This is a genomic window from Citrobacter sp. MGH106 (assembly GCF_001037495.1).
In the GTDB taxonomy this organism is placed as follows: domain Bacteria; phylum Pseudomonadota; class Gammaproteobacteria; order Enterobacterales; family Enterobacteriaceae; genus Citrobacter; species Citrobacter murliniae.
Genome location: NZ_KQ089822.1, coordinates 2897334 through 2910354 on the forward strand (window position 1 = coordinate 2897334; position 13021 = coordinate 2910354).

Genomic DNA, 13021 nt, shown 5'->3' on the forward strand with positions numbered 1-13021 from the left:
CCCTCACACCGTATGTTGCTCCGTTATCCTGTGCACTGCCGGGCGTGAACAGAGCGCAATACCGAAGACGATAACCAGCGCACTGACCAGATGATACGAATGTAGCGTCACATGCAAAAATACCACGCTAAATAATCCTCCACTCAAAGGGATCAGGTGTGAGTATATTTCTCCACGCGTGGCCCCGATGGCGCTAATGCCTTTGTTCCAGAGTAAATACGACAGCCAGGACGGAAAAATAATAAGGTACATGACCCCGGAAATAACTGCAGAATTCACATAACCACTCCAGTCCGGAACACCATCACGCATCAGTTCTATAGCTAGCACCGGAAGAAGAACAATTGCGCCTATCAGTGCACTCACAGCGACGAATGCATTTCCCTTAACCTCACGAGGTTTAATTCGCAGAAAAGCACAGTAGACAGCCCAACTAAGCGCTGAGCCCATAGTCCATATATCGCCCTGGTTCAGATGACTAAACACCTCCGGATGCATCAGATTACCCTGCAATATTAGCCAGATAACGCCAACAGTACTGAGTATCACACCAGCAATATTACGCAAAGAGATCCTCTCCTTGAAAAAGAGTTTATTGATTAGCAGGACTATTGCTGGTGTGGTCGACATATAAATCGCCGCATTCAGAGATGTCGTATATTGTAGGCCGATGTACAAGGTCAACGGAAAAAGGACCTGACCACATAACGCGAGGAAAACGATAGTACTCATGTTTTTTTTCATCGCCGGCCACTGCTCTGTAACCTGGCGAAAATAAAGCGTCATCAATAATAGTGCGGTAGCTATCCAGCGCACCGCAGATAAAACAACAGGATTAACGTCAGCGACCAGTATGTGGCCGATTACATAATTCCCGCCCCAAAAACAGGCTGCCAGACTGAGTAAAATATAGGGCATAAATAAGCCTTTTTGTTACATTCACGGTATAACAACAAGGCTACGGCGGTGTCCGAATGAATGCTAATATAACGTTTTCATCCATGTGCATAGATTAAAACTATGAAATTCACGCTAAGGCAACTTGAGTTTTACATCGCGCTCGCCGAAACATTACAAATTTCCAAAGCAGCAGCACGTTGTCATATCTCTCAGTCATCGATGACCATCGCCATGCGGAACCTGGAAGAAGCATTAGATGCACAATTATTTGTACGATATCCCAAAGGTGTGAAGCTAACCGCTGAGGGCGAGCGCTTTCTGGCTCATGCCTGTAACATCATCAACAGTAGCCGGGCCGCCGTTGACGCCCTGCATGACAGGAGTGATCTCCTCTGCGGTACGGTGCGTATTGGGGTTGCCGAAACACTCTCCGCCTATCTTATCCCGGATATACTTGATGACATTGAACGCCGTTTTCCGCTGCTGGAGATCATTTTTCATGAAGATACAGCGCCAGAGTTAGTTCAGGCGCTGCGACAAAAGAACGTTGATTTTTGCCTGCTACTGACTTCGAATATCAGCCACGACGCTGACCTGAAAATCGAAACCTTCATTCGCTCACAACGACGCCTGTGGAGCTCAATCGGGCACCCGTTGCAAAGCCAGCCAGCAATCCGTCTGAAAGATGTCGTGAAGCTACCGTTTTTACTGCTGGAAACCGACAAGTATCCCGACGTCATCACAGACTACTGGCAACAGCGTGGCTACGCGCCTGACATCTGTTTTCGCAGTAATTCTTTTGAGGCGATACGCAGCCTGGTCGCCAAAGGCAGAGGAATAACTATTTTATCAGATCTGGTATATCGCCCCTGGTCGCTGGACGGATTACGCGTCATGCGCAGAACGATTGATGATTTTATTACGTATATGGATGTCGGGACCGTGACAAATGCGAATCAACCGCTGACAACAGAAACCCGGAGAGTCATCGACTTTTTACGTCAGGCGATTACCCGCCTCGACAGTTCGTTTTAAGAAAATCACGCCTGCGGCAGCCCTGCAATACGTTCAACCATAACCAGAATATCTTCTCGACGCAGTGGCGTTTTATCCGTCACAAAGTGCAGAGTCATCCCTTCAATAAACGCATCCAGAGCCCGAGCCGTGGCCGGATCGAACCACTGCTCTAACGTTTGCTGACTGCGTAGCATCCAGTTTTGCATCACCATTTTCAGTGCTGGTTTTCGGCTGGCAAAAGCATAAAGCTGGTACATTAGCTCCATATTGTCCGGCGTGGTGACCTGTGAACTGTAGATCATACTGGTAATGGCATGACAGGCCTGCGACGCATTTGAAACGTCATCAAAGAATGCCTGATATTGCTGCGACATGGTTTCAGTGAAACGACCAAATGCCGCCATTAAAAGCTCATCCATTCCCGAAAAGTAATAAGTCATAGAACCCAAGGGTACCTGAGCAATTATTGCGATTTTGCGGTGTGTAACCGCATGAATACCATGGGTTATTATCGCTTCCAGAGTAGCCTGAACTATTTTTTCCCGCCGTTGCGGATCGTTCGCGCGTCGCACTGTATTTCCTCTGAGTACATTTATGTACAAATGTACACAACCTTGCTAATGTTGTCTTCTTTCCTCTTCTCTTTGGCTCGAATTCATGACAGGCATCTCATCACGCAAAGCCCTAAGACGCCGTACCTGGGCGCTATTCACATTCTTCTTTTTACCAGGATTATTAATGGCTTCCTGGGCAACGCGTACCCCAGCCATCAGAGATATCCTCTCCATTTCCACTGCGGAAATGGGCGCAGTATTGTTTGGACTCTCTATTGGTTCGATGAGTGGCATTCTATGTTCGGCCTGGCTGGTGAAACGATTTGGCACACGAAAGGTGATTCGCACCACCATGTCTTGCGCAGTCACAGGAATGATGGTCCTCAGCCTGGCGCTATGGTTGCACTCACCATGGTTTTTTGCATTTGGTTTGGCCGTATTTGGTGCCAGCTTTGGTGCCGCAGAAGTTGCCATTAACGTTGAAGGCGCGGCAGTTGAGCGCGAAATGAACAAAACCGTTCTGCCGATGATGCATGGCTTTTACAGTCTGGGAACTCTTGCCGGTGCCGGCGTCGGGATGATTCTTACCGCCCTTAGCATACCGGCGACTGTACATATTCTGCTGGCGGCGGTAGTCACGATTACCCCAATATTCATCGCCATAAAAGCCATTCCTGACGGCACGGGCAAAAATGCCACCGACGGATCTCATTCGAGCGAAAAGGGGCTACCTTTTTACCGTGATATCCAGTTGTTGCTCATCGGCGTAGTGGTTCTGGCAATGGCTTTTGCCGAGGGTTCCGCCAACGACTGGCTTCCTCTATTGATGGTGGACGGACATGGCTTTAGCCCGACATCCGGTTCATTGATTTATGCCGGTTTTACGCTGGGAATGACCGTCGGACGGTTCACTGGCGGCTGGTTTATCGACCGTTACAGCCGCGTCGCTGTCGTGCGTGCCAGCGCGCTAATGGGGGCGCTTGGGATTAGCCTGATTATTTTTGTTGATAGCTCGTGGTTAGCGGGCGTTTCCGTCATCCTGTGGGGACTTGGCGCATCGCTTGGCTTCCCACTGACTATTTCGGCGGCCAGTGATACCGGTCCCGATGCCCCAACCCGCGTGAGCGTGGTTGCGACTACCGGCTACCTGGCCTTCCTGGTTGGACCGCCGCTGTTGGGCTATCTGGGTGAACACTACGGATTACGCAACGCAATGTTAGTCGTGCTGGCACTGGTGCTGGTAGCGGCTATCGTGGCGAAAGCTGTCGCCAAACCAGATTCAAAAACTCAAACTGCGATGGAGAACGGCTAATGGGTATCAAGTTAATTGCGGTAGATATGGACGGTACTTTTTTAAGTGACCAAAAGACCTACAACCGTGAGCGGTTCATGGCGCAGTATCATCAGATGAAAAAACAAGGGATCCGCTTTGTTGTCGCCAGCGGTAACCAGTATTACCAGTTAATCTCCTTTTTCCCCGAACTGGCTCACGAAATCTCATTTGTGGCGGAAAACGGCGGCTGGGTGGTCAGCGAAGAGGAAGATGTATTTAACGGTGAGCTGGCAAAGGATGATTTTGATGTCGTCGTGGAACATTTGTTGACGCGAACGGACATCGACATTATTGCCTGCGGGAAAAGCAGCGCCTACACACTGAAGCAATACAGTGATGAACTAAAATCGGTCGCGGCTATGTACTATCATCGTCTTGAATTTGTAGATAACTTTGACAACATCAACGACGTATTCTTCAAATTCGGGTTGAATATCTCAGACGATCGTATCCCCCAGGTTCAGGCGGACCTCCATAACGCAATTGGCGATATTATGGTTCCGGTTCATACGGGCTACGGCAGCATTGATTTAATTATTCCAGGAGTGCATAAGGCAAACGGTCTGCGTCTGCTACAAAAACGCTGGAATATTACCGACGATGAAGTCGTGGTATTTGGCGATGGTGGAAATGATATTGAGATGCTGCGCCAGGCGGGCTTTAGTTTTGCGATGGCAAACGCCAAAGACACGGTGGTCGCGGCGGCAAAATATCGCGCGGGTTCAAATAACGAAGAAGGCGTGCTGGATATTATCGATCGTGTGCTCAAAAACGAAGCGCCGTTTACACAATAATCTCTTAGCACGGACGGCAACAAAACGTTGGGATGATCTCTTCATAATCCGCATCAAATTAACCCGCTGGATAATTACCTCCAGTGAACATTTCAGGTGAACTGATGATGAAGAAAAGTGTACTGATGGCAGCATTGTTGCTGGGGGTTGCGGGAACGACAATGGCGCAGAGCGTAACCGTTGATGTGCCAGACGGGTATAAAGTGGTGGTGGTCCCTTCTTCCGTGAGTGTTCCACAGGCGGTAAGCGTCACGACCGCACCGCAAACGGTCTATGTTGCACCGGCCCCCGCACCTGCTCCCGTTTATCGTGCGCATCCTTATGCACGTCATGTTGCCAGCGTTGGCGAAGGGATGATTATCGAACATCAAATCGACGACCATCACTAACGCTTTGAATGCCTGATAGCGAACAACTATCAGGCATTGAATTCCTATCCTTCCCGGGAATCTCCGACCCGTTTATCCTTCAGGAAGATAAACATCAGGACCAGCCAAATTATACCGCTTGCCAGATTAAACAGGCTAAACAAGCCGTTTCCACCGATCAGATACGCATGTTTGCTCAACTCAATACCGACGGTAAAAATCAGCATCTGTAGCATGCCCATTGCGGCTGAAACAGTCCCTTTGCTCATTTCGCTGGCAAACAGTGTCAGGCGCACCAGACCTGCATTCGCCACACCTATACCAAAAGCATAAATACTCAAACCTGCCGTCATCCACAGATAAGCATGGGAAGAAACCACCGTGGCTGCCGCAGCGATAATCAACCCCACAGCAACTGGCCAACCGCCCAGAATAATCAGCGATCGTACTGTGCGCCGCGACGTCAGACGAGCCAGCACCAGATTCCCGGCAATCAGCGCACCAAAAATCGGCACCTGTAACAGACCATATTCATAGCTGCTGAGATGTTCACCACTAATAATGATAATCGGGGACTGCGCAATCCAGGCCAGTAACGGCAGGCTGACAAAGCCCAGCGCCAGTGCTCCGGCGACAAAACGCACGTTTTTAAGCACCAGTTTGTAATCTTTGCCAAGCTCTTTAATGGATAGCTTTTCACCCAGCCGGGTTGCCGTTTCAGGCATCGCGCGCTGTAAGCCAAAAAAGGCGATGGCCGCCAGTGCCGCAAACAGAACAAACATCCCTTCCCACGGAAGAACATGCACCCAGGCGGCTCCGACTAACGGCCCCAACAAAGGTGCAATCAGCGCCACATTCGCCATGAGTGCGGTAATTTTAATACAGACCGCCTCTTCAAAGGATTCCTGAATTGCGGCATAGCCCACCGCGCCAATAAAGCACAGGCTGATCCCTTGCAAAAAACGCAGGAAGGTAAATTGCTCAATATTCTGCGCAAACAGCGTCGCCAGGCAGGTAATAATGAACCAGACAACACCGGTTAACATCACCGGGCGACGGCCTATGCGATCCGACAGCGGCCCAAGCAGCCATTGCAAAAACATGCCACCAGCCAGATAAGCAGTCATGGAAGTTGGAACCCAATCTAATCCAGCCTGATATTGCTCCACTACTGCCAACATTCCGGGCTGGATCATATCGTTACCGATATAAGTAGAGAATTCGTAAAGCACCAGACAGAGAGGGAAAAGTAATGCCTGACGCCCCAAACGGGCGCCTGAAGATAAACGGTTCTGCATGCAGTCTCTTAACAAATGAAAAAACGCGCAAAGTGTAATAAATGCGCCGAACTGGTGATAGTGAATTATGTGAATTGAAAGCAAAATGCGCACATTTTTACACTCGTTTTCACAATATCCTCCCGCGTTAAGGTTAATTTAAGTTGAAGTCGTTATCATGGTGATTAAATCTCAATAGCTGTATTAAAACTCTTCATTTAACAGATAAATAAGACAAAACCACTTTTTCTCAGGTGGCCGCGATTTTATGATCTGTCTGATACGGATATGAGGCGCATTGCTCGCCCTTTTTTTAAACACTGTACTGAGTCTGGATGTTATGCTGGAAAATCTGAATAACTCGCTTTTTTACCTGATCAACGCCACGCCAGACTCTGCGCAGTGGGCGATCTCGCTTGCCATTTTTATCGCCAAAGATCTGATCAATATCGTACCGATATTAGCCGTTGTACTCTGGCTTTGGGGCCCGCGTAGCCGTGTTATCATTCAGCGTCAGTTGGTTATAAAAATGGCGATCGCGCTGATCGTCGGTTTAACCATTTCGTGGCTGATGGGCCATCTGTTCCCGCACGATCGTCCGTTCGTTAACCATATCGGTTACAACTTCCTGCACCATGCGCCTGATGACTCTTTCCCAAGCGATCACGGTACGGTCATTTTTACCTTTGCGCTGGCGTTTTTGTTCTGGCATCGCCTCTGGTCTGGCGCACTGTTGATGGTCATCGCTGTCGCAATTGCCTGGTCGCGGGTTTACCTCGGCGTACACTGGCCGCTGGATATGCTGGGCGGATTGCTGGCAGGCCTGATCGGCTGCCTGAGTGCACAGATGATCTGGCAACGATTTGGCGACCCTCTGTATAACGGTTTGCAAGCGTGCTATCGCACCTGCTTCGCCCTGCCCATCCGTAAGGGCTGGGTGCGTGACTAACCCTTGGTAAAAAGAGTAGTATTAGGCGCGCGATACTGATCGCATACTCTACTCATCAGGGGAAATATGGAAACACGACGCGACGAGCGTATTGGTCAATTGCTGCAGGCACTGAAACGCAGCGATAAATTACACCTTAAAGAAGCCGCGACGCTGTTGGGCGTATCTGAGATGACCATCCGTCGCGATCTGAACAATAACAATGCCCCTGTGGTATTGCTTGGGGGTTATATTGTTCTGGAACCCCGTAGCGCCAGCCACTACCTAATCAGCGACCAAAAATCCCGCCTGGTGGATGAAAAACGGCGCGCCGCGCAGCAGGCTGCAAGCCTCGTTCAGGCGCATCAGACAATTTTTTTTGACTGCGGTACAACTACGCCGTGGATCATCGAAGCGATAGATAATGAACTGCCCTTCACAGCTATCTGTTACTCGCTGAATACGTTTCTGGCACTACAGGAAAAACCACAGTGTCGCGTCATCCTGTGTGGGGGTGAATTCCATGCCAGCAATGCGATTTTCAAACCACTCGATTTCCAGGAAACACTGAATAACCTGTGCCCGGATATTGCCTTTTACTCCGCCGCTGGCGTTCATATTGACAAGGGCGCGACCTGTTTTAACCTGGAAGAGTTACCGGTTAAACATTGGGCGATGTCGATGGCGCAATATCACGTTCTGGTGGTAGATCACAGTAAATTTGGCAAGGTGCGTCCCGCACGGATGGGAGAATTAAAACGCTTTAATACCATCATCAGTGATAACCGTCCTGACGATGAATTTGTTAATTACGCTAAAGCACAGCATATTAAGCTGATGTATTGATGGGGTTTGCCGGACAGCGATAACGCCATCCGGCAATGACTGAAATTAAGAGAACCAGCCACCAAACCACTGGTGGAACTTCATCATCACAAAGTCCCACATCCGGCTAAAGAATCCGCCCTCTTCAACCGCTTCCATCACCATCAACGGACGCTGTTCAATAGATTTCCCGTTAAGCTGGAAGTCGATAGTTCCGACAACCTGGCCTTTCTTCAACGGAGCGGTTAATTGCGGTTCAGTCAGAGTAAAGCTGGCCTTCAGGTTTTTAAGCTGACCACGTGGGATAGTCACAGATCCGCCTTCTCCAGCCCCCAGATTGACTTCACTCTTATCACCAAACCAGACGCGCTGGGTCACGAAAGTTGCATCCGGCTTGATCGGTGTAACGGTTTCAAAGAAACGAAAGCCCCACGTGAGCAGTTTTTCTGACTCATTGAAACGAATACGATCGGTTTTCGCCCCTAACACCACGGAGATCAGGCGCATATCACCTTGCGTTGCGGAGGCCACCAGGTTATATCCTGCACCTGTAGTGGTACCCGTTTTCATACCATCAACATTCAGGTTGGTGCTCCACAACAGGCGGTTGCGGTTCGGTTGACGAATTTTATTGAAGGTAAACTCTTTCTCTTTATGGATGGCGTACTCTTCTGGCACATCGTGGATTAACGCTTTGCCCAGCAACGCCATATCACGCGCGGTACTGAACTGCCCTGGCGCATCCAGACCATGTACCGTCTGGAAAGTGGTGTTGGTCAGTCCCAGTTTTTGCGCGTAACCGTTCATCAAACCAATAAAGGATTCCTGACTACCGGCCACGTAATCTGCCAGAGCGATACAGGCATCATTACCGGACTGGATGATAATGCCTTTATTCAGATCGGACACCGCTACCTGATCGCCAGGCTTCAGGAACATCACCGAAGATCCACGCAGGGCCGGGTTGCCCGTCGCCCAGGCATCTTTCCCCACGGTCACCATGTCAGTCAGGTTAATTTTCCCCGCCTTCAGCGCCTGACCAACCACATAGCTGGTCATAATTTTAGTCAGACTGGCTGGGTCCAGTTTCTCGTCAGCATTGCCTTCCGCCAGAACCTTGCCGCTGGCGTAATCCATTAAGATCCACGCCCGCGCATCCACGCTCGGCGGGGCCGTTGGTTGCTCCACCGCCTGTGCGGTTGGTGCAAAAAGGAATAAGAGTGCTGAACCTGCAGCCAGGCTGCGAAGGGAAGAGAAGTATTGCGTCATAAATGCCACCCGAGTATCCATTCCAAAAAACCACGTCATAACACACCGTGTTTACACAAACTGCATCGGCCCAACCAACGCAGAAGAGGCCTGATGGATGACGTGTAAAATAAGTGCGGTGAGTAATAACGCACTAACGAGCTTAAAGAAACCGTAAGTTGGTAAAGTTTTTAAAGTTTATGCAATAACATTGCGCTGCGCTGCCCCCATCACGATTTTTTTACACCTTGTTGCGTAAATATTAGGTTTACCCCACCATGTGAACCTGTCAGATGCTGAATGCAGACATAAAGCTGCTCAATTAATTTGCGGAGTTACTATGATTACACTGTGGGGTCGAAATAACTCGACCAACGTAAAGAAAGTGTTGTGGACGCTCGAAGAACTGGAACTACCGTATACCCAAATCCTGGCGGGCGGGCAGCATGGCATTAACCACGATGCGGACTATCTGGCAATGAATCCCAACGGCCTGGTTCCGCTACTGCGCGATGATGAAACCGACGTATTACTGTGGGAATCCAACACCATTGTCCGCTATCTGGCTGCCCAGTACGGGCAAAAGCGTTTGTGGATTGATGCTCCGGCAAAGCGCGCTGAAGGCGAAAAATGGATGGACTGGGCTAACCAGACGTTGAGTCCTGCACACCGGGTGATTTTATTCGGTCTGGTCAGAACACCGGCTGAACAACGTGACCAGGCAGCCATCGACGCAGGGGCGAAGGTTTGCGATAACCTGCTTAGCATTCTTGACGACGCGCTGGCAAACCAACCATGGTTCTCCGGGGCTGAATTTGGTACCGGCGATATTGCCGTCGCACCGTTCATCTATAACCTGTTTAACGTCGGCCTGAGCTGGACCCACCGACCTCATCTTGAACGCTGGTATCAGCAGCTCACCGAGCGTCCGGCATTCCAGAAAGTGGTCATGATCCCAGTCAGCTAATAGCGTCAATGATGCAATGTTCAGGGACTCACCTTAAGTAATTCCCCGTCGGACTCGTCGGTTAACACATATAAATAACCGTCTGGTCCGACACGCACATCACGGATCCGTTGCCCCCTTTCCCGCAAAATGCGTCCGTCCTCCGTCACGTTATTCCCGTTGACGCTTAACACGATCACGTCCTGTTCTTTCAACGCGCCAATAAACAGTTTCTGCTGCCACTGCGGGAAGGTATCGCGGTTATAAAAAGCCATTCCGCTGACTGCGGGAGATTTTTCCCAGTAAAAGACGGGTTGTTCAGTACCGTCGACTATTTCGCCCTGTGATTCCGGAATTTTAAAACCACTGTAGTTAACACCCCAGGTCGCTATCGGCCAGCCATAGTTTTTACCTTTTTCGGGGACATTAATTTCATCGCCTCCGCGTGGACCATGCTCATTTAACCACAACACCTCACTCCAGGGATTCATCGCCATGCCCTGCGGATTACGAATGCCGTACGACCAAATTTCAGGACGAGCACCAGCCTGATTCACAAAGGGATTGTCTGACGGAATTTTGCCCTGCTCGGTCAGACGCACAACCTTGCCTTGCAACTTATCCAGATCCTGAGCGGTAGAACGCTGATTATTCTCTCCCAGTCCAATAAACAGATAACCTTTGCCATCAAACACCATGCGTCCGCCAAAATGGTTTCCGGTTGAGAGTTTAGGCATTTGGCGAAAAATCGCCTTGAATCCCTCCAGATGCTTGAGGTCATCACTCAGTCGTCCGTAGCCTACGGCTGTCCCTGCTTTCCCTTCATGGTTGGCTTCAGCATAACTGAGCCAAACCCGCCGGGAGTGTTCAAAATCCGGCGCTAACACCACGTCGAGTAATCCTCCCTGGCCATTTACCCAAACCTTTGGCACACCGGTCAGCGGATCTGAAAGCCCCTTACCGGGTTGCCAGAGTCGAAGTTGTCCTCCCCGAAGCGTAATGAGTATGCCGCGATTATCAGGTAAAAAAGCAAGTGACCAGGGATGGTCAAGTTTGGTTTGCAACACTTCAACCTTCACAGCAGACAGTTCAGCACCGGCAAAAGGGGAAAGTAACGCAAACGAGGCAACACAGAGAAAGAGTCGACGCATAACACCTCCTTAATGGCTCTGCATAAAGCGTAGCCAGCAGGAGGAGATATCCTGCTACTTTTACATAATATTAACGAAAAGGGGGAGCACCCTCCCCCTGGTTCAGACGTGTTCCAATGTTGAGTAGCTCTGCAAGCTTTGGATACTCAGCGTCAGCGTTGTCAGGCAGTTTTCAAGTTTCTCTGCGTTAACAGCAATAAAATTTGGACAGTCATGATGTCCACTCATAAGACAAACAGCGGCGGCGGCTAACGCCCCTTCAGCACGATGAAGGGCATTCCACTCTTCCTGATCAAGATGCATACCGTGGAGCTGTGATTGATCGTGTAGTTCGCGATTCAGTGCAAAAAAACCATCACGCAGACGATCGTTCTCGCTGACTGACATGTAGCCTTTCGCCTTCCTCAACAACAGATAAGCGGCGAGGTCGATGCGGGCGTTTATCAACTTGTTGAGAAGATCGGTTCTCAGTCTGTCAACAACCATACTTTGTTCCTCCTCTTTCCAACCATAGTGCAACTTAATAGTATGGTTGTTTTTTGAACAAATTGATGCTCTATATCAATAAACCCTAATTGATTAACATAATTTACAATGTTACAACCTGTAGCTGCGGACAGAGTCGTTGTGCTCACGGAGAGACAACCTCCCTCAGATCTCTGACTTACCGGTCATTTTTTGCTATACCTGTGGGATTACTGCGCGACGCTTAGCATGAGGGGACTATGTCAAAAGCAAATGATGCAGAAAAAATACGCACGCTATCAAAGATAGACCTCAATCTGCTGATGATTTTCTGTTTGATCTATAGCGTAGGCAGTATCAGCAGGGTCGCTGACATGCTGAATATTTCGCCCTCTGCCGTCAGCCAATCATTAAGGAAGCTACGCGAATTAATGGGGGATAACTTATTTGTCCGCAGCGGCAATGCTCTGTTGCCGACAGTCTATTCCGACGAGCTTTATGACAATACGATCCCAATTATCGACAAACTCTCACTGCTGATGCCACATTCGTCCCCGGCAACAAAAAAAAGACTCACTCTGTACACTGAATCTTTTATTTCTCCGATCGTTATTCCCGATGTCACAGCCAAAATAATCAACACTGACGCTGATATTAGCCTCCTGCATCTTACCGCCGATTTAAATGAGCAAAGCATTATTGAGTTGTTAAACATGCGGCAGGCGGATGTTGTTTTTTCAACCTTTTCGGTTGAATCAGGGGGGATCTCCTGCCAAAAAATATGTGATATGCGCCTGGTACTGGCCGCTTCACAGAATAATACGTTGTATGAGAATTCGATTAGTGAAGAAATGTTCCGACGCGCAAATCTCGTCGGCTATAACACAAAAAATGAAAAGATTATTTACCACAGAAGCATCGTTGATAAGAAATTCAGAACTGGAGAGCGCTGCCTGCTAACCTCTTCTTTTACAGCAATACTCACCATTGTATCTAATACACAATGTGTAGGCGTGATCCCGGAAAAAGTATTTAACACTCACGCAAAACTTTACGGGTTAAAAAAAATAAACACACCATTCCCGTTACCGCAATTTAGTATTTATGCTTCATCGCGTAAAGAAACCAGTACCCATAAGATACTGGCTCCCATTCTGGCTGAATTACAAGCGCCTCCCGGTCCTGAAAACCTGGAAGGGCACCTGTAGTCATTAA

The 13021-nt window shown here is 49.1% G+C and carries 14 protein-coding genes; 8 read left to right on the forward strand and 6 right to left on the reverse strand.

What is annotated here, in order from left to right; all coding sequences use genetic code 11:
* Positions 1-3: 3 nt before the first annotated feature.
* Positions 4-918, reverse strand: coding sequence for a DMT family transporter (locus SK36_RS13625; RefSeq protein ID WP_048221776.1), 915 nt, complete (start codon positions 916-918; stop codon positions 4-6).
* A gap of 102 nt (positions 919-1020) precedes the next feature.
* On the opposite strand from SK36_RS13625, the gene SK36_RS13630 reads away from it, so the two are divergent.
* Positions 1021-1935, forward strand: a complete 915-nt coding sequence (locus SK36_RS13630; protein ID WP_045441225.1) for a LysR family transcriptional regulator — start codon at positions 1021-1023, stop codon at positions 1933-1935.
* A 5-nt stretch (positions 1936-1940) separates the two neighbouring features.
* Here the strand turns inward: SK36_RS13630 and SK36_RS13635 are convergent, their stop codons facing one another.
* Complete coding sequence (locus SK36_RS13635) at positions 1941-2489, reverse strand: TetR/AcrR family transcriptional regulator (protein WP_045441224.1); 549 nt, start codon at positions 2487-2489, stop codon at positions 1941-1943.
* 85 nt (positions 2490-2574) lie between these two features.
* Here SK36_RS13635 and SK36_RS13640 point away from each other — a divergent pair, with 85 nt between their 5' ends.
* The 3 genes from SK36_RS13640 to SK36_RS13650 all read left to right on the forward strand — a co-directional run bounded on the left by SK36_RS13640 (position 2575) and on the right by SK36_RS13650 (position 4987).
* Positions 2575-3783, forward strand: coding sequence for an MFS transporter (locus tag SK36_RS13640; protein ID WP_048221777.1), 1209 nt, complete (start codon positions 2575-2577; stop codon positions 3781-3783).
* Positions 3783-4598 (forward strand): Cof-type HAD-IIB family hydrolase, encoded by an 816-nt coding sequence (locus SK36_RS13645; protein ID WP_045441222.1) that lies wholly within the window; start codon positions 3783-3785, stop codon positions 4596-4598. Before SK36_RS13640 ends, SK36_RS13645 begins: the two co-directional genes overlap by 1 nt.
* Before the next feature lie 107 nt (positions 4599-4705).
* Positions 4706-4987, forward strand: a complete 282-nt coding sequence (locus SK36_RS13650; RefSeq protein WP_045449517.1) for a hypothetical protein — start codon at positions 4706-4708, stop codon at positions 4985-4987.
* 44 nt (positions 4988-5031) lie between these two features.
* On the opposite strand, the gene SK36_RS13655 is transcribed toward SK36_RS13650, so the two are convergent.
* A complete protein-coding gene (locus tag SK36_RS13655; protein WP_048221778.1) occupies positions 5032-6264 on the reverse strand; it encodes an MFS transporter in 1233 nt (410 codons plus the stop codon).
* Positions 6265-6583: 319 nt separating this feature from the next.
* Between SK36_RS13655 and ybjG the strand changes: the two genes are divergently transcribed.
* Together ybjG and deoR are read left to right on the forward strand one after the other, a co-directional pair.
* On the forward strand, positions 6584-7192 hold the full coding sequence (ybjG, locus tag SK36_RS13660; RefSeq protein WP_045441220.1) for an undecaprenyl-diphosphate phosphatase: 609 nt from the start codon (positions 6584-6586) through the stop codon (positions 7190-7192).
* Positions 7193-7258: 66 nt separating this feature from the next.
* A complete protein-coding gene (gene deoR, locus SK36_RS13665; RefSeq protein WP_045441219.1) occupies positions 7259-8017 on the forward strand; it encodes a DNA-binding transcriptional repressor DeoR in 759 nt (252 codons plus the stop codon).
* A 45-nt stretch (positions 8018-8062) separates the two neighbouring features.
* Here deoR and dacC read toward each other — a convergent pair whose 3' ends face one another.
* The gene (gene dacC / locus SK36_RS13670; RefSeq protein WP_048222747.1) at positions 8063-9265 is read right to left on the reverse strand and encodes a serine-type D-Ala-D-Ala carboxypeptidase; all 1203 of its coding nucleotides are present in this window, start codon (positions 9263-9265) and stop codon (positions 8063-8065) included.
* A gap of 319 nt (positions 9266-9584) precedes the next feature.
* Here dacC and SK36_RS13675 point away from each other — a divergent pair, with 319 nt between their 5' ends.
* Positions 9585-10211, forward strand: coding sequence for a glutathione S-transferase family protein (locus SK36_RS13675; RefSeq protein WP_048221779.1), 627 nt, complete (start codon positions 9585-9587; stop codon positions 10209-10211).
* A 20-nt stretch (positions 10212-10231) separates the two neighbouring features.
* On the opposite strand, the gene SK36_RS13680 is transcribed toward SK36_RS13675, so the two are convergent.
* Complete coding sequence (locus SK36_RS13680; RefSeq protein WP_045441217.1) at positions 10232-11341, reverse strand: PQQ-dependent sugar dehydrogenase; 1110 nt, start codon at positions 11339-11341, stop codon at positions 10232-10234.
* Positions 11342-11443: 102 nt separating this feature from the next.
* Positions 11444-11827 carry a biofilm formation regulator BssR gene (gene bssR / locus SK36_RS13685; protein WP_045441216.1) on the reverse strand — a complete coding sequence of 128 codons (384 nt, stop codon included), beginning with the start codon at positions 11825-11827 and terminating at the stop codon, positions 11444-11446.
* A gap of 239 nt (positions 11828-12066) precedes the next feature.
* Between bssR and SK36_RS13690 the strand changes: the two genes are divergently transcribed.
* On the forward strand, positions 12067-13014 hold the full coding sequence (locus tag SK36_RS13690; RefSeq protein WP_048221780.1) for a LysR family transcriptional regulator: 948 nt from the start codon (positions 12067-12069) through the stop codon (positions 13012-13014).
* The last annotated feature ends 7 nt before the right edge of the window (positions 13015-13021 follow it).